We start from the raw sequence: 15953 nt of genomic DNA, 5'->3' as shown, positions 1-15953 counted from the left end.
CGAGCAGCTGGCAGGGTGCTGGCAGTCAGGAACCGCTCATGCGGGCGCCGGCCGGCGGTCGTGCCGCTGGCACCGTCGAACACCGCGACGCCAAGCCGACCTCCGTGCGCCGCTTCGATCCTGCGCAGGCTGCCTTCAAGCTGCGCCGGCTTGCCGCGCGACGCGGCGCACGGTGCGACGGCGACCGCCCTGTGGACCTGCTGCCTCGCGAAGACCGGCCAAGCGGTCGGTCGGCGAAGCCAGCGCGCCCGTCGTGGACTCAGGAAGGATCGCCGCTGGTTGTTCCGACGAGGTCGGAAGCAACTTGATCGAATACCTCATTGCTCCACGTGCCCGGGATCGTGGGGGCTTCGAAGTTCGGCGTACCTTGCCTGTGCCGCAGCGGCAGATGGTTGGGCCGTTCATCTTCCTCGACCAGGCGACAGGTTCACCGTGGCGGCCGGCCGATGACCGCGACGAACACATCCCACTGGCGGGCTGACCGGCGCTGATGGAAGGATGGACCGCATGCATCCGGGTCAGCCCAGGACGGCATGACCGGCTCTCATGCAGAACTGATGCTGGATGGAGAGGAAGTGCGATGAGCAACAAGTGGCCCCGCCTTGATTACCTCAGCTGGCGCGAGACGTGCTCGGCGCTGCATCTCTATCTGCAGATCGCCGGCAAGTACCGGCTGGCGCATTCGCCGTGGCTCAACCATTCGTGGAATGCGACCTTTTATGTCACGCCAAGAGGGCTGGTATCCTCGCCGATCCCCGATGGTCCGGGCATCGAGATCGCGTTCGATTTCCACGACCACATGGTCGTCGGCACGTGCGGCAGCGGTCGTACGGCATCGTTCGCGCTTGGGCCGACCACGGTCGCGGCGTTCCGCGCGAACTTCGTGCAACTGATTGCCGACCTCGGCGGCACGCCGACCTTCAACGACACGCCGAACGAGGTGCCCAACCCCATCCCTTTCAGGGAGGATCATCGCGACCGGCCCTACGACCGGGAAGCTGTGCAGCGCTACCACCAGGCCCTGGTGGCGGCCGACAGGGTCTTCAACAGGTTCCGTACCTCGTTTCTTGGCAAGTCCAGTCCCGTTCACCTGTTCTGGGGGGCTCTGGATCTCGCAGTCACCCGCTTCTCAGGCCGGCGCGCACCGCTCCACCCCGCCGGGATCCCGTCCCTGCCGGACAACGTGGCGCAGGAAGCCTACGACCGCGAAGTGTCCTCGGCCGGCTTCTGGCCGGGCGGCAACGGCATCGACTATCCCGCCTTCTACGCCTACGCCTATCCGGCGCCGAACGGCTATCGGGGCGCGCCGGTCCGGCCGGATGCGGCATTCTGGCACGACGGCCTTTCGGAGTTCATGCTGCCCTACGATGCCGTGCAGTCGGACGCCGATCCCGATGCGGCGCTGATGGCATTTCTCGTGTCGACCTACGAAGCTGCTGCGGACCTGGGATCGTGGGACCGCGATCTGCTTGAATGTTCGCCGGGACAGCCGCGCAAGGTGCGGGCGCCGGATGCCGAACGGGCGAAGGTCTCGCCGGTGGCCACCGACGCTCCGGTCGAACGGGAAGATGGCGCATCGAAGGGACGCTACAGAATGATCCTCGACGGCGTCGAAGCGGAGATGACCTACAGCCGCGCCGGCGACGGGCTGATCATCATCGACCACACCGAAGTTCCAGCGGCGTTGCGTGGCCGCAAGGTGGGAGAGCGGCTGGTGCAACAGGCGGTCGAGGATGCCCGGCGCGAAAAGGTCGCCCTCATTCCGCTCTGCCCATTTGCGAAGGCGCAAATCGGCCGTCATCCGGAATGGCAGGACGTGTTGCGCCAGTCATAGCCTCACGACGATCGAGAATCGGCAAACCGACAGCAGGTCATGCAATCCTGCTGGAAATCGATCCCGCCCATGCGGATCTCATCGCGCGGCGTCGGTCCTGGAAGGCGCTTGCATCTTGGCCGATGTCGCGGCGGCGCGCGGCATCGTCGGTCATGATGTGATCCGGATCGCCGACCTGCAGAAGTCCTGCGCCGCCGCACCTTGCTTGGCACGCATCGCAGCGCAGCGGGTGTACCGGCCATGGCTGAGGGTTCATGGCGCCCGATACCTTCATACAATTGTCCCGCCCCAACCTGCTTCGCCACTTTCCGGCCTGGTCAGAAGCGACCCGGGCGAGCACGCCCGCGCGCAACTGCACCCGCAGCAGAGGGTAGAACCATGATTTTTCGCAACGGCCTCGCTTCGCTTCTTCGCCCCGAAGACTCGGTGCTCGTCCTGATCGATCACCAGCCCTACCAGCTCGCCAACCTGAACAGCCACGATCCGCACCTCGTGGTCAACAATTCGACCGCGCTGGCAAAGGCCGCCAAGGTCTTCAACGTCCCGACCATCCTGACGAGCGTGGTCGCTGATCGTGGCGGCCGCATCTTTCCGCAGATCACCGATGTCTTCCCGGGCCAGGAGGTGATCGACCGCACCTTCATCAACACCTGGGAAGATCCGAAGGTGGTGCACGTGGTGAGGGAGACCGGTCGAAAGCAGGTCATCATGGCGGGTCTCTGGACCGAGATCTGCGTCGCGATGCCGGCGATCCAGGCCGCGGGCGAAGGCTGGGATGTCACGGTCATCACCGATGCATCAGGGGCGGTTTCCGTCGAGGCCCATCAGGTCGCGATCCAACGCATGATCGCCGCCGGTGTGAACATGATGACCTGGATGGCGCTGGCAGCCGAGTGGCAGCGCGACTGGGCGCGGGCGGAAACTGCCCTCGCGCTGAACGCCGTGGTGCTTCAGCACGCGGCCGGCAGCGGCATCGCATATCTGTGGGAGCAGCAACTGCTCAACACGCCGGTGCCGCGCAACGCAGGCTGAGCTGAGCGGCGGTGATCTTCGCCAGCGGGCCAATCGCCTGCTGACATCGCGCAGTCGGCTGCGGTCTGGCGACCCGCTTCATCGCCGGATCGCCGTGGGCTCGGGGTGACAGGCTCAGGCATACGGTGCGGACCTTGCACGAGGCTGTGCGGTTGGGCCGCACAGGACGGGCCGTTGGCCCGCACCGAGACGGTTGCCATCGACGTCATGCCCCTCGGCAACAGCCTCTTCGCCGTGAGCTGGCAGGAGAAGGACGGCGCCACGGTCCGTCTGTCCAGGACCATGCTCGTGGCCTGATCCATTCGGCTGCCACCCTGCCTGACATCCGCTTCCTGCGAATGACCGGAACAGTCGTGGTCGCATGGCCCGCAGATCACGCCTCCGATGATTGCCCCCAACGCAACAGGCGCTGGTGCTGGAGGCGATGACCGCGCTGTTCCAGCGTCATGATGCATCGACCGTCGAGCGGGTTTTCCTGCCGAACTACATCCAGCACAAGCCCGACATTCCCCAGGGGTGCGAAGTGCTGCGCGCACTCGTTGCCGACCTGCCGAAGGGCGTCCACCAGGCCGTCATCGATCTTTTCCGCCTTGAGGATGGCAAGCCGGCCGGGCATTGGGACGTGCTGCAGAACGAGGTCCCGCCGGCAGCAGCCCATGGCGACATCTCGATGTTCGATTCCGATGAAGGCGTACATGCGGAAACGCACGCCGCGGGCATCCCGAGGTGCCGCGCGTCGCTGCGCGTGCATCGGACCCGTCGGCGTCAACCGCCGGTCCGTCCTGCCGACAGCTGCGCCAGCAGGTCCCGGATGTGCGTCACCTCGTCATCGTTGATGCCGTGCCCCATGCCCGGGTAGATCCGCTCCGTGACGGTGCCGCCGAGCCGGCGGAGAACGCGGGCGGTCTCGTGTACACGGAGCAGCGGGATGTGCGGATCGACGTCGCTGCAACCCAGCAACACCGGCGTGCCACCAAGGTCGCCCGCATGGTCCCGGGCCGTCCCATCCGGCCCGATCAGGCCACCGCTCAAGCCGACCAGGCCGCCATAGCGCCGCGCCCGTCGCGCAGCGTATTCAAGCGCCAGGCAGGCGCCCTGCGAGAAGCCGAGCAGGACCACGCGCCCGGGCGCGATCCCGGCCACCGAGAGATCCTCGAACAGCCCGTCCAGCATACCAAGCGCCGAACTCAGGAAGGGCTGGTTGCGTTCGGTCGGCGCCAGGAAGCTGTAGGGATACCAGGTTCCGCCCGCAGCCTGCGGCGCGAGATAGGCGAGGTCGGGCTGCGCGAAGACCTCGGCGAGGGAAAGCATGCCCGCGGCATCCGCGCCGCGGCCATGGACCATCACCACCGCCCCCCTCGCCTGGCCCAATGGCGATCCCGCCATGACGATCGGCTGGCCGGCATGCGGCCCGGTTCCTGCGGTCGTGTCAGACATCGCCCATTCCCCGCTCCCGGCGCATCAGAGCGGCTTCAGGCCACGCTCGATCGCGGCACGCTGCGGCTCCAGGAAGGGCGGCAGCGACAGGCGCTCGCCGAGCGTCTCGAGCGGCTCGTCCGTGGCGAAGCCCGGACCATCGGTTGCGAATTCATAGAGGATGCCGTTCGGCTCCCGCGTGTAGAGGCTGCGGAAGTAGAAGCGGTCCACCGGCCCGCTGGAGGGGATGCGCAGCCGCTTCAGGCGCTCCACCCAACCCTCGTACTCATCATCGCGCACCCGAAAGGCAACGTGGTGGACACCCCCTGCGCCCGGCTGCGCCTGCGGCAGGCCTGGCTCGACACGGACATGCAGTTCGGCCGCGGGGCCGCCCTCGCCCATCTCGTAGACATGGACGGCGGTGGCCGGCGCGTCCGCCGCCGCGTATTGCCGCACCGGGCGCATCGCCATGACATGAATGAGGAACTGCTCGGTGGGGCCGAGGTCGGGCACGCTGATGGTGATGGGGCCGAGGCCGCGGATCTGGTGCTGCTCGGGCACGGCGCTGCGCGCCCAGGGGTGGAAGGGGCCGGCGCCGCCATCGTCGAGCAGTGTCAGCCGTTGGCCTTCCGGATCCTCGAAATCGAGTTGCAGCCGCCCATCCACCTCACGCGCCGGGCCGTGCGCAACGCCGGCCTCGGTGAACCGCGCGGCCCAGTAGTCCAGCGCGGGCTGACCGGCGACGCGCAGGGCCGTCCGCACGATGGCATGCGTGCCACGACGTTCCCGCCCCACCGGCCAGTCGAAGAAGGTGAGGTCCGTGCCGGGCCTGGCCGCGCCATCCGCGTAGAACAGGTGGTAGGCGCTGGTGTCGTCCTGGTTGACCGTCTTCTTCACCAGCCGCATGCCGAGCACGCGGGTGTAGAAGTCGTGATTGCCGCGCGCATCGGCCGAAACGGCTGTCAGGTGGTGGAGTCCGTGAAGATGCATCGTGCCCTCCCTTGTCGCGGCCTTCGCCGTCCGCGCTGATGTAGGTGGCGTCAGCGCAACGGCATCGCAAGCATCCGCGTGGCCACGCGCCGCTCACAGCGCGATCAGGTGCATGACGCGCGGCGGTTCCGTCCCCTCGTGCAGCGCCCTGACCTTTTCCTGCAGTGCCTGGTCGGCGATCGTCACGCGATGATGCTGGCGCATGTGTTCGGCCCAGCTGGCGACAAGGAACCATTCGACGACGCGGTCCGGTGTTTCGACATCTGCAAAAACGCCCCAGGCCAGCGCACCATCCCGCCGACGCATCGCGCCGAGCGGTGCGATCGCGGCATGAAAGGCGGGCTGGCGGTCCGGTGCCACTCGATAGGCGATCTGCACGGCAACAGGCCCCCGGTCCGGCTCCAGCGGCATCGCGGCCTCGGGCTCCGCCCAGTGCCGCGACGGATCGAGGCTTTCGCCGCCGGCGGGCAGCGGCAAGGCCCGCATCGCGAGCGCGGCTGCGGCACCGAGGGTCGCCGCGGCCAGCAGGGCAGCGAGAACGCCGGTCAGCGTTGCCACCTGCCCCCACGCAAGGCTGCCGAGCGTCATGCCGCCCGAGAAGACGGTAAGGTAGATCGCCAGCCCGCGCGCCCGCACCCAATTGGGCAGGACAGCCTGCGCCGTGGTATTCACGGTGGTCAGCACTGCGATCCAGGCAACACCGGCCAGCACGCACAGCAGCACCGCCACGGCGCCGGACGTGGCCAGTGCCAGTCCCGCCTGTGCGGCGGCACTGCCGAGGGCGCCGGCCAGCATCAGCCCCTCCGCGCCACCCAGGCGCTGCCGCAGCCAGGGCAGAGCCAAGGCACCTCCCACGGCGCCGGCGCCGATCCCTGCGAGCATCACCCCGTACAGCGCCGGCCCGCCGCCCAGCACCTGGCGCGCCAGCAGCGGCAGCAGCGCCCAATGCGCGGCGCCGAAGATGAAGAACACGGCCGAGCGCAGCAGCACGCGGCGCAGCGGCGCTGAATTCGCCGCATAGCGCAGCCCGGCCCGCATCGCGCCCGGCAGCGTCTCGCGCGGGCCTTCCACCTCGGGTGCCTGCCGATGCCACCAGAGCAGCGCCGCGATGACGACGACGTAGCTGAGCGCATCCACCAGATAGGTCGCCGCGACGCCGAGCGTCGCAAGGATCAGCCCGCCGAGCGCCGGGCCGATCGCGCGGCTGACATTGATCCCCATGGAGTTCAGCGCCACCGCCGCGCCGAGGTCGGCGCGCGGCACCATCTCCGGCACCGAGGATTGCCAGGCCGGCGCCGCAAGCGCCGCGCCGACACCACCCGCGAGCACGAACACGATCAGCAGCCATGGTGCCATGACGCCCAGCGCCGTGAGGATCGCCAGCGACAGCGACACGACGCAGAGCAGGACCTGCACCCAGATCAACAGCAGTCGGCGGTCCAGCAGGTCGGCCAGCGCGCCGGCCGGCAATGCCAGCAGGAAGACTGGCAGCGTACCTGCGGCCTGGACCAGCGCCACCATCACCGGCGACGGCGCAAGGGTGGTCATCAGCCAGCCGGAGCCGACATCGCGCATCCAGGTTCCGACATTGCCGATGATCGTCGCCGTCCACAGCACGGCGAAGACGCGGTGCCGCAGCGGCGCGAGCGCACCCCCGGACGGATTGGCGAGGCCTGCGCTCATCTCAGGCCGCCCAGCAGGCGCAGCCGAGGGCGCCCCAGAATCCTCGCTGGTCGCGCACCGGTGCCTCCGGGCGGGCCCAGGCATGGGCGTGGCCATGGATGCCGCAGGCGTTGCCGCAACCGCACGCCGACGCGGCGCCGACACTTTCGGCGAACAGATTTCGGCGCGTAGTCCCGGTACGGCGCTGATAGCCGCCGAAGGTCCGCACCGGTGACCAATCCGGCAGCACCGGTGGCGGTGGCGGCGCCAGCGAGGCGAAGTCGCCGGCGCCATACACCACCTCGCCGCCGAGGATCGTCAGCACCGATTCAAGATGCGCGATTTCGCCCTCCGGCACGCCGAAATAATCGGCCGAGAGCACGGCAAGATCGGCGAGCTGCCCGGCGGCGATCCGGCCCTTCTTGCTGCTTTCGGTCGAGAACCAGGCATTCGCCTCGGTCCAGAGGCGCAGCGCCTCCTCACGGTCCAGCCGATTGGCAGGCGGATAGATCCGCAGCCCGCCCACCGTCCAGCCGGTCACCAGCCAGGCTAGGCTGACCCAGGGGTTGTAGGACGCCACGCGCGTGGCATCCGTCCCGGCGCCGACCGGCACGCCGGCTGCCAGCATGCGCCGGATCGGCGGTGCGCGCCCTGCCGCCTCGGTGCCGTAGCGCGCGGCAAAATCCTCGCCCTGATAGGCCATGCGGTGTTGCACCGCGATGCCGCCGCCGAGTGCGGCGACGCGGTCGATGTTGCGGTCGCTGATGGTCTCCGCATGGTCGAAGATCCAGTGCAGGTCACCGATGGGCTGGTCGCGGTTGACCTTCTCGAACACATCGAGCGCGCGGGTGATCGTCTCGTCGTAGGTGGCGTGCAGGCGCCACGGCCAACGGTTCTCGACCAGCTTGCGCACCACCGCCTCGAGCTGGCCTTCCATGGCCTCCGGCAGTTCGGGGCGCGGTTCGCGGAAATCTTCGAAGTCAGCGGCGGAGAAGACCAGCATCTCGCCGGCGCCGTTGTGGCGGAAGCTGTCGTCGCCCTGGCCGGGGCTGACCATGCGGCCCCAGCGGGAGAAATCCTCTAACTCCTCGCCGGCCTTTTGGGTAAAGAGGTTGTAGGCGATACGGAGCGTCAGCTCGCCATCGGCATGCAGGCTGCGGATGATCGCGTAGTCGTCCGGATAGTTCTGGAAGCCGCCGCCGGCGTCGATGACGCTGGTGATGCCGAGCCGGTTCAGCTCCCGCATGAAGTGGCGCGTCGAGTTTCGCTGCGCGTCGGGATCCAGCTTCGGCCCGCGCGCCAGCGTCGCGTAGAGGATGACGGCATTGGGCCGAGCCAGCAGAAGGCCTGTCGGATCACCGGCCGCATCGCGCTGGATTTCACCGCCCGGCGGGTCCGGCGTGTCCCGGGTGTAGCCCACGGCGCGCAGGGCGGCCCGATTGAGCAGCGCGCGATCATAGAGATGCAGGATGAACACCGGCGTGTCGGGCGCAGCCGCGTTCAGCTCATCGAGTGTCGGCAGGCGCTTCTCGGCGAATTGGTGCTCGGTGAAGCCGCCGACAATGCGCACCCAGTGCGGCGGTGGTGTCGCCTGCGCCTGGCGTCGCAGCATCGCCATGCCGTCGGACAGCGAAGGCACGCCGTCCCAGCGCAGTTCCAGATTGTAGTTGAGGCCGCCGCGGATCAGATGCGTGTGGCTGTCGATCAGGCCTGGAATGACACGCCGCCCGCCGAGATTGACGCTCCTCGTCCGTGCCGCGGTGAGCGCCATGGCCTCGGCATCGCCTCCGGCGAGAAGGATCCTCCCATCCTTGATCGCCACGGCCTGCGCCTGCGGGTTAGATGGGTCGAGCGTCGTGATCCTGCCGTTGAACAGGACGAGATCGGCGTCGAAAGTCTCCCGCACGGTCTGAGTCTCCAGGAATGGGCGGAATGGTCCGGCCGAGCCGACTGACGGCGCGGCGCGGGCAGTTACGGCATGACTATGTGCGGCCCGGGATGCGCGCGATCACCTTGATCTCGAAGTCGAACCCGGCGAGCCAGGTGACGCCGACCGCGGTCCAGCTTGGGTAAGGCGGTCCACGGAAGGCCTGGCTCTTGACCTTCATGACAGCCTCGAACTGGGCTTCAGGGGCGGTGTGGAAGGTGGTCACGTCGAGAATGTCATCGAAGCCGCAACCGGCAGCCTCGAGCGTGGCCTGGAGGTTGTCGAAGGCGCGCTGGACCTGACGTTCGAAGTCGGGCTCGGGGTTGCCATCCTCCCGACTGCCGACTTGGCCAGAGACGAAAACCAGGTCGCCGGATCGGATCGCTGCGGAATAGCCGTGCTTCGCGTACAGCGCGTGACGGCCGGGCGGAAAGATCGCTTCACGCGTGGCCATGAGCTTACTCCTTGGTCTGTTCCCGGCAGGGCGGCGCTGCGGCGACACGAGAAGGAGAACGCGGCCAGGGCCGAGGCACCACCCCCGCCCCGTCTGCGTTCTGGTCAGCCCCTGACGAAAGCCAGCAGGTCACGGTTCAGCACATCGGCGTTCACCGTAAGCATGCCGTGCGAGAAGCCCGGATAGGTCTTCAGCGTGCCGTTCTTCAGCAGCCGGACCGCGATCCTGGCCGAGTTGTCGATCGGCACGATCTGGTCGTCCTCGCCATGCATCACCAGCGTCGGCACGGTGATGGCCTTCAGGTCCTCGGTCTGGTCGGTCTCCGAGAACGCCTTGATGCCCTCGTAATGTGCCTTGGCGCTGCCGCTCATGCCCTGGCGCCACCAGTTCTGGATCACGCCTTCATGCGCCGCGGCGCCGGGTCGGTTGAAACCGTAGAACGGCCCCGCCGGCACATCCCGGAAGAACTGCGCACGATTGGCCGCCAGCGCATTGCGGAAGCCGTCGAACACCTCGATCGGCAAGCCGTTCGGATAGGCTTCGGTCTTGAGCATGATCGGCGGGATTGCGGAGACCAGCACGGCCTTGGCGACGCGGCCGGCGGGTTCGCCGTGCTTGGCGACATACCGCGTGACTTCGCCGCCGCCCGTGGAATGCCCGACATGAACCGCGTTGCGGAGGTTCAGGTGCTCGGCCACGGCGAAGGCATCCGCCGCGTAGTGGTCCATGTCATGGCCTTCGGAGACCTGGGCTGAGCGGCCATGGCCCCGCCTGTCATGCGCGACGACGCGGTAGCCGTGCTGCAGGAAGAACAACATCTGTGCGTCCCAATCGTCCGACGAAAGCGGCCAGCCATGATGGAACACGATGGGCTGCGCATCGCGCGGCCCCCAGTCCTTGAAGAAGATCTCGACACCGTCGCGGGTCGTCACGGTGGGCATGGTGGCTTGTCCTTCCGGGTTGGTGTTGCTCTGTGCTCCGGCAGCGCACGGCACGCCGGCGAGAGCGACCATCGCGGCCACTCCCAATTCGATGACCTGGCGTCGTGTCGGCGCCTGGCACATGGCGCAAGCCTGGTGTTCTGCCGGCATCGCGCCTCTCCTCAATGACCTTCCGAGGCGCCGAACATGGTCTTGGCGTAGATGATGCCGAGGCCGTAGGCGCCGCCGAGCTCGCGCGCGATGCCGGTCGTCAGCGCGTAGGTCTCGCCCCGTGCCCAGTCGCGCTGCAGTTCCAGCAGGTACTGCAAGGACGTCATGGGCCGGGCACCGGCCTGGATCATGCGCTCCATCGCGCGGTCATGCGCCTCGTCCGAGATGTCGCCGCAGGCATCCGCGATGAAGTAGACCTCGAAGCCCTGGTCAAGCGCCGAAAGCGCCGGGCCGACGATGCAGACCGATGTCCAGAGCCCGGCAAGCACGATGCGCTTCTTGCCGAGGCGGTTGACCTCGGCGACCACGGCCGCGTCCTCCCAGGTGTTCATGCTGGTGCGGTCCAGCATCGGCTTGTCCGGGAAGGCCGCGGCGATCTCGTCGAACATAGGGCCGGAGAAGCTGCTCTCCGCAACCGTGGTCAGGATGGTCGCGACGCCGAAGCCCTGCGCCGCGCGCGCGATGAGGGCCGCATTGTTGCGCAGCGCCACGGCGTCGATCGACTTCGTCGCGAAGGCCATCTGCGACTGGAAGTCGATCATGATGAGCGTGTGGTCGTGCGGCGCGAGCAGCAGCGCCCCAGGTTTGGTCGTGGCTTCCGGCATCGCCCGCATGCAATCGCTCCCTGATCGGAGAAGCGGGCGGACGTGCCCGGCCGCGGCGCTTCTGCATGGGGCGGAGCCTGGGGCAGCAGGTCGGCGCGGGACAATTATATGGTGGTATCGTGCGCCCTGGCCTTGGGGTTATCGACAGCCCGCTGCCGCAGCCTCCGCCTCCGCCTCCGCCTCCGCCTCCGCCAGCAACACGAAGATCGGCGCGCTCACGCTCTGTTCGCAAGCGCCTTCAGGATGCAGGCGAGCAACGCCTCCGGCTCCAGCGGCTTCGGCAGATAGCAGCAGACACCCGCATCCAGCGCGCTGGCTCGGCCCGCCTCCGTGGCGTGCACGGTCACGATAATTGTCGGCACCATCGTGCCGGCGCTGCGCAGGTGCTGATGCAGCGCAAGCCCCGTCATACCTGGCATCCACATGTCCACGAGCAGGCAGGCGGTCTGCGCAAGGCTGTCGGATTGCAGGAAAGCCGCCGCATCCGCGAATTCCGCCACCAGGAAGCCGAGGGATCGGACGAGGGCGGCGATGGCCTCGCGTGCCGATTCATCATCGTCAATGATCGCCACAAGCGGTCTGCTTCCCATCGGTCCCCTAGCCGATCGCGTCGGGCATCACGCGCGGTCGCGCGAGATCCCGGTCAAGCGCACACGGACCATCCACCTGCATCGGCCTCGGCGCGGAACCGTATTCCGCGCGGATGGCGGTCCTTCATCCTTCCGCAATCCGCCAATGCGGATAGGTGACATAGGCGGTCACCGTTTCTTCGCGGGCTTCGATCTTCACCGTCTCGCCCTTGGGCATGTGGACGATGTCGCCGGCGGCCGCCTCGACCGTGGCGCCATCGAAGGAAACGGCGAGCCGGCCCTCCAGAAGGATCATCACGTCATCCACCGCGAGGGTCAGCTCCAGCCGCTGGTTCTTCCCCCACCGGCCATAGCCGATGGTGATTGGACCGCCGTCGCGTTCATCGACCAGATTTCCCGTGAGGATGTCGCCCGACTGGCCCGGCGATCGCTCCATGACGGCGTCCTGCCGACTGAATTTGCGGATTTTCATCCTGTCCTCCTGGCGTGACGCCGCTCCTGCCGGGCCGCTGCCACGCGCGACAATCCCAGCGACATATCCTTGGTCGGCGGCTCAGGCAGCGACAATTATACCAAGGTATCGCGCGCTAGGCTTTCGGGCGGTCGGTGGACAGGCGGTCCGCCATGCGGACCAGCTCCGGCAAGGACCTTGCATGCATCTTCGCCATCACTTGGGCGCGGTGGACCTTCACCGTGACTTCCGCAAGCTGGAGCTCCGCGGCGATCTGCTTGTTCAGGCGTCCGGAAACGACAAGCGCCAGGACCTCGCGTTCCCTGGCCGTAAGCGAGGCGAAGCGTTCCCGCAACGCGGCCTGCGCCGTTGATGCGGCGCGGCGAAGGCTGTCGAGTTCAAGGGCACGATGGACGGCATCAAGAAGATCCTGGTCGCGGAACGGCTTGGTGAGGAACTCGATCGCCCCCGCCTTCATCGCGGCAACCGACATGGGCACATCGCCATGCCCTGTGATGAAGATGATCGGCAACAGGATGCCGGCGGTTGCAAGCTCTCGCTGAAGTTCAAGTCCGCTCTGCCCCGGCAGCCGTACGTCCAGTACGAGGCATCCCGCCGCCTCCGTCATGCGCTGACGCTGTTCGAGCAGGTCACGTGTGCAGGCGAAGGCTTCCACCTCGTGGCCCACCGAGCGCAGCAGGCTGTGCAGCGCCTCGCGTATCGCCAGGTCATCATCGACGACGTAGACGACGGATGTCATCTGACCGGCTCCTCCGCTGCTGGGTGCGGGCCTCTATCGCAGGGCAGCGTGAACTGGAAGATCGCGCCACGCGGCGCGTTGTCGGTGGCCCAGAGGCGCCCTCCATGTGCTTCCAGGATGAGCCGGGACACGGTCAGCCCCACGCCCAGGCCACTGGCCTTCGTCGTGAAGAAGGGCTCGAAGAGCCGATCGGCACGCGCCGGAGGCAAGCCGATTCCGGAGTCCGCAATTGCGACAAGCGCCTCGCCGCCGTCCAGCGCTGCGGAGCGGACCAGAAGCACCCGCGGCCCATCCGCCAGAGAACGCATGGCATCGATTGCATTCGTCACCAGGTTGCAGGCGACCTGTTCGATCTGCACGCGGTTGGCGGACACTTGCTGGAGATCCGGATCGAGCTCCGTCTGGACCGTCAAATGTGCCGTCCGAAACTCGTGCTGGTAGCGGTCGAGTACCTCTCGTAGGAGCGGGTTGAGGTCGAGCCGGGCGTGGTCCTGTGCGCCCTTGCTGAACGTGGCATGGATGCCTTTGATCACCTGCCCGGCGCGCTGCCCGTCCCTGGCGATGCGGGCCAGTGCTGCGCCGGCCTCGTCCAGGTCGGGCTCATTTCGCGCAAGCCAGCGCAACCCGGCATGTGCATTGGTGACCATGCTCGCCAGCGGCTGGTTGATCTCGTGCGCGATCGAGGCGGAGAACGCCTGCAGGGTCACCAGCCTCGCCTCCTGCGCGCGCCGCTCGGCCGCGACGGACCTGGCAAGCCGCGCCGCCAAGGAAGCAGCCTCGGCGAGCAGCACGAGCAGCACCACGCTGGCGGCGGTCAGGCTATAGAGCCGCCCGGCCCACCAGCCGACGCTGAGGCGCGTGCCGGAGCTGAGGAACGAAAGCAGGAAAAGGTCGATCGCGAGGGCGCAGATGACCACCGTCAGCCAGAGATCCAGGACCGACCGGCCGAACAACCCGAGCAGCACCACCAGCAACGCATAAAGGACGAGGGCAACGCCGGGGACATACATCCAGAGATCGGTGATCTGCCCGCTATCATCCGTGAAGTGCGGGAGCAGTTCCTGGTTTTCGAAGATGAACCAGGTGATGCCGACGACCGTCGCTGCGACCGATACGATGCAACCGACGATCAATGCCGGGACCAGCCTGCCTGGACGCAACTCCCTGCTCCCGCGCAGCATGGCGTAGGTCAGCAGGCAGAGGGGACAGCCGATGCGTCGGATCGCGGCAATCGAGGCCGTCGTCTGCTGCCCTGCCTCGGCGATGCCCATCGGGGCGAGCACGCCGGGGAAAGACAGGGCCCAGGGCACGGCCATGAAACCCGAGAACAGGTAGGCGGTCGCGAGCACCAGCAGCGCTGGAGACCGCTGGATGGCAAACAGCGACAGTAGCAGTGCCGCGGTGACGAGTTCGGTCGTGAAGACGGATGCCGTATAGGCCAGCACCAGGGGCTCGGTGCTTTTCAGCTCGTTCCGCGCAAACGGCGCGACCAGCAGCATCGCACCAAGCAGAAGGGCGATCACACCGGCAGCAACGAGTTTCTGCTGCTTGTTCGGTGGGGCGGTGGAAAGCAGCAGCGCGCGCTCAGTCCCCGGCCCTTGGCTGGCTGGTTCCACCCGGACCCCCGGTCTTGTGGTTCCGATCCGTCTGTCCGCCGGCAAGCCGCCAGCACCGAGGACCACGGCTATACAATGTTGATGACCCACGGCCAATAGATCAGCCTCGGCGCTCATCGGCATCCGTCGGGGCTGGCGTTCCAGACCTTCGCCGGGTGGCCATCGGCCGGTTTGGTGGGTGCCCGAATCTGGTTTTCGCGCGTATCAGGCCCTTGTATCGGACGAGGGCCGCGCAGCCGCGCGTTCAACCTCGATGCGGTGGCGTTGGTCAGTGATCGCGGGGTTGCGGTGGCGCTCAGGCCTGTCGCGACCTCGAGATCGCGGAGAGCGCGCTGCGCCGCCCAATGCGGGAGACCGAGGCTGACCCGCGACACGGGTTTGCTAGGCTTGGCCAGGTGAAGCGCGAGCAGCAGGAGATGGACCATATCCGCGGGCGGTCGCTGAGCTCAAGGCGACGCGTGACATCCTGGAAATCTTGTTGCGGGCCCCTATCGCGCCTGCGGGAGCAGAAACTGTGGTGCCAGCCTGGCCAGTGGGCTTCTCGTTGGAACAACCTGATAAGACGGATTGTCCATAGGGTCCTGCGCAGTCGAGAGTGATGACGCCCCCGCTGTGCTCCGGCTCAGGAAGTTGATCTTCTCGCGCAGCCCGATGAACTGCACCGAATTCGCCGGAGGCGGCGGCATGAACGACACCGAGCACCAGACAAGTTTCGCTCGCTGCGCCGAGTTGTGCCTGACGGCGGTGGTGGAGGTTCATCTCGGCGCGGCGACGGGGGGGGGGTGCGCCGGGTTCGGGCACGGGAAATGCTCGCCGGCACGGCAGGCTTCCCCGCGCTCAAGACTCTTCTAGCCACCGGCACGCCGCGGCAGCGGATCACCGAACTGGTGCGCCCTTTATGGAGCGCGCCGAGCACGTGGTGCTGCTCGGTCTGTCGCGGGCGTGGTCAGGCGACCCTGTTCTTTCAGGCCCGGCTGTAGGGCTCGTCCTACAGTCAGCATTGGAACGGCGACCGAGTCCAAAGCGGGTCAGATTTCGTCCGGCGTTGATACCCGACCAGCAGAGCTGACCTGCAGGGCTCGCAGAAACAGTACCGCGTCGACCAGCCCGGGACCATTTGGCCTGCCAAGTGGCGTAGGCGGCGGGACCTGGAGCGAATCCTGTACGGGTTCCGTGAGGGCGTCCTTGAGGATCAGGTCCTGGAAGCGCTGGGCAGCGAGATGATGCAGCCGGAGGCGGTGGCCAGGGTGTCTAAATTCGCGTCAGAGTGGAACCGCTTGGTCGGGAAGGCTGGCGCCGGTATCGAAGCCAGACGCCGCGAAGCTGAGGGCGCACGGCGCAAGCGCAACGTCCAGCACGAAGGACCACGGACAAATTGAGATCTTCCGGATCCTCGTGGCCACCTGGCACTCGTTTCTGCTTGGGTTGGTCAGCCACGTGGCGCTGATGCTGCGTGCGGCGGGGG

General features: G+C 67.4%; 17 protein-coding genes. 4 read left to right on the top strand and 13 right to left on the bottom strand.

The features are described from left to right. The first annotated feature begins 304 nt into the window (after positions 1 to 304). The 4 genes from ACLF3G_RS23790 to ACLF3G_RS23775 all read left to right on the top strand — a co-directional run bounded on the left by ACLF3G_RS23790 (position 305) and on the right by ACLF3G_RS23775 (position 3163). Positions 305 to 481, top strand: a complete 177-nt coding sequence (locus ACLF3G_RS23790; protein WP_430671884.1) for a hypothetical protein — start codon at positions 305 to 307, stop codon at positions 479 to 481. Positions 482 to 580: 99 nt separating this feature from the next. Further along, entirely contained in the window at positions 581 to 1834 is a 1254-nt protein-coding gene (locus ACLF3G_RS23785; RefSeq protein WP_430671883.1) for a DUF5996 family protein, read from the top strand. 378 nt (positions 1835 to 2212) lie between these two features. After that, positions 2213 to 2866 carry a hydrolase gene (locus tag ACLF3G_RS23780; protein ID WP_430671882.1) on the top strand — a complete coding sequence of 218 codons (654 nt, stop codon included), beginning with the start codon at positions 2213 to 2215 and terminating at the stop codon, positions 2864 to 2866. Positions 2867 to 3040: 174 nt separating this feature from the next. Further along, entirely contained in the window at positions 3041 to 3163 is a 123-nt protein-coding gene (locus ACLF3G_RS23775; RefSeq protein WP_430671881.1) for a MoaF-related domain-containing protein, read from the top strand. Between the two features lie 76 nt (positions 3164 to 3239). Here ACLF3G_RS23775 and ACLF3G_RS23770 read toward each other — a convergent pair whose 3' ends face one another. The 13 genes from ACLF3G_RS23770 to ACLF3G_RS23710 form a co-directional block, all read right to left on the bottom strand. Beyond that, positions 3240 to 3563 carry a hypothetical protein gene (locus ACLF3G_RS23770; RefSeq protein WP_430671880.1) on the bottom strand — a complete coding sequence of 108 codons (324 nt, stop codon included), beginning with the start codon at positions 3561 to 3563 and terminating at the stop codon, positions 3240 to 3242. A 68-nt stretch (positions 3564 to 3631) separates the two neighbouring features. Next, positions 3632 to 4303 (bottom strand): alpha/beta hydrolase, encoded by a 672-nt coding sequence (locus tag ACLF3G_RS23765; RefSeq protein ID WP_430671879.1) that lies wholly within the window; start codon positions 4301 to 4303, stop codon positions 3632 to 3634. Positions 4304 to 4327: 24 nt separating this feature from the next. Beyond that, positions 4328 to 5272, bottom strand: a complete 945-nt coding sequence (locus tag ACLF3G_RS23760; RefSeq protein ID WP_430671878.1) for a ring-cleaving dioxygenase — start codon at positions 5270 to 5272, stop codon at positions 4328 to 4330. 93 nt (positions 5273 to 5365) lie between these two features. Beyond that, positions 5366 to 6955: an MFS transporter gene (locus tag ACLF3G_RS23755; RefSeq protein ID WP_430671877.1), complete on the bottom strand. Its 1590-nt coding sequence runs from the start codon at positions 6953 to 6955 to the stop codon at positions 5366 to 5368. A gap of 1 nt (position 6956) precedes the next feature. Further along, positions 6957 to 8840, bottom strand: coding sequence for an amidohydrolase (locus tag ACLF3G_RS23750; protein ID WP_430671876.1), 1884 nt, complete (start codon positions 8838 to 8840; stop codon positions 6957 to 6959). A 76-nt stretch (positions 8841 to 8916) separates the two neighbouring features. Next, positions 8917 to 9315 (bottom strand): RidA family protein, encoded by a 399-nt coding sequence (locus ACLF3G_RS23745; protein ID WP_430671875.1) that lies wholly within the window; start codon positions 9313 to 9315, stop codon positions 8917 to 8919. Positions 9316 to 9419: 104 nt separating this feature from the next. Further along, the gene (locus ACLF3G_RS23740; protein ID WP_430671874.1) at positions 9420 to 10256 is read right to left on the bottom strand and encodes an alpha/beta fold hydrolase; all 837 of its coding nucleotides are present in this window, start codon (positions 10254 to 10256) and stop codon (positions 9420 to 9422) included. A 161-nt stretch (positions 10257 to 10417) separates the two neighbouring features. Further along, the gene (locus ACLF3G_RS23735; RefSeq protein WP_430671873.1) at positions 10418 to 11071 is read right to left on the bottom strand and encodes a hydrolase; all 654 of its coding nucleotides are present in this window, start codon (positions 11069 to 11071) and stop codon (positions 10418 to 10420) included. Between the two features lie 215 nt (positions 11072 to 11286). Continuing rightward, complete coding sequence (locus ACLF3G_RS23730) at positions 11287 to 11661, bottom strand: response regulator transcription factor (protein ID WP_430671872.1); 375 nt, start codon at positions 11659 to 11661, stop codon at positions 11287 to 11289. A gap of 124 nt (positions 11662 to 11785) precedes the next feature. Continuing rightward, on the bottom strand, positions 11786 to 12133 hold the full coding sequence (locus ACLF3G_RS23725) for a cupin domain-containing protein (protein ID WP_430671871.1): 348 nt from the start codon (positions 12131 to 12133) through the stop codon (positions 11786 to 11788). A 115-nt stretch (positions 12134 to 12248) separates the two neighbouring features. Next, entirely contained in the window at positions 12249 to 12872 is a 624-nt protein-coding gene (locus tag ACLF3G_RS23720) for a response regulator transcription factor (RefSeq protein ID WP_430671870.1), read from the bottom strand. Then, the gene (locus tag ACLF3G_RS23715; RefSeq protein WP_430671869.1) at positions 12869 to 14488 is read right to left on the bottom strand and encodes an MASE4 domain-containing protein; all 1620 of its coding nucleotides are present in this window, start codon (positions 14486 to 14488) and stop codon (positions 12869 to 12871) included. Before ACLF3G_RS23715 ends, ACLF3G_RS23720 begins: the two co-directional genes overlap by 4 nt. A gap of 1262 nt (positions 14489 to 15750) precedes the next feature. After that, on the bottom strand, positions 15751 to 15953 hold a 203-nt coding region (locus ACLF3G_RS23710), incomplete at its 5' end, for a hypothetical protein (protein WP_430671868.1).

Source organism: Falsiroseomonas sp. HC035 (genome assembly GCF_050563525.1).
In the GTDB taxonomy this organism is placed as follows: Bacteria; Pseudomonadota; Alphaproteobacteria; order Acetobacterales; family Acetobacteraceae; genus Falsiroseomonas.
Note: the sequence above shows the minus strand (reverse complement) of the source record. Positions and strands in the feature narration are given on the sequence as shown.

Coding starts and splice junctions, on each gene's coding strand:
- ACLF3G_RS23785 (WP_430671883.1), top strand. CDS start 581: ATGAGCAACAAGTGGCCCCGCCTTGATTACCTCAGCTGGCGCGAGACG.
- ACLF3G_RS23780 (WP_430671882.1), top strand. CDS start 2,213: ATGATTTTTCGCAACGGCCTCGCTTCGCTTCTTCGCCCCGAAGACTCG.
- ACLF3G_RS23770 (WP_430671880.1), bottom strand. CDS start 3,563: ATGTACGCCTTCATCGGAATCGAACATCGAGATGTCGCCATGGGCTGC.
- ACLF3G_RS23765 (WP_430671879.1), bottom strand. CDS start 4,303: ATGTCTGACACGACCGCAGGAACCGGGCCGCATGCCGGCCAGCCGATC.
- ACLF3G_RS23760 (WP_430671878.1), bottom strand. CDS start 5,272: ATGCATCTTCACGGACTCCACCACCTGACAGCCGTTTCGGCCGATGCG.
- ACLF3G_RS23755 (WP_430671877.1), bottom strand. CDS start 6,955: ATGAGCGCAGGCCTCGCCAATCCGTCCGGGGGTGCGCTCGCGCCGCTG.
- ACLF3G_RS23745 (WP_430671875.1), bottom strand. CDS start 9,315: ATGGCCACGCGTGAAGCGATCTTTCCGCCCGGCCGTCACGCGCTGTAC.
- ACLF3G_RS23740 (WP_430671874.1), bottom strand. CDS start 10,256: ATGCCCACCGTGACGACCCGCGACGGTGTCGAGATCTTCTTCAAGGAC.
- ACLF3G_RS23735 (WP_430671873.1), bottom strand. CDS start 11,071: ATGCCGGAAGCCACGACCAAACCTGGGGCGCTGCTGCTCGCGCCGCAC.
- ACLF3G_RS23730 (WP_430671872.1), bottom strand. CDS start 11,661: ATGGGAAGCAGACCGCTTGTGGCGATCATTGACGATGATGAATCGGCA.
- ACLF3G_RS23725 (WP_430671871.1), bottom strand. CDS start 12,133: ATGAAAATCCGCAAATTCAGTCGGCAGGACGCCGTCATGGAGCGATCG.
- ACLF3G_RS23720 (WP_430671870.1), bottom strand. CDS start 12,872: ATGACATCCGTCGTCTACGTCGTCGATGATGACCTGGCGATACGCGAG.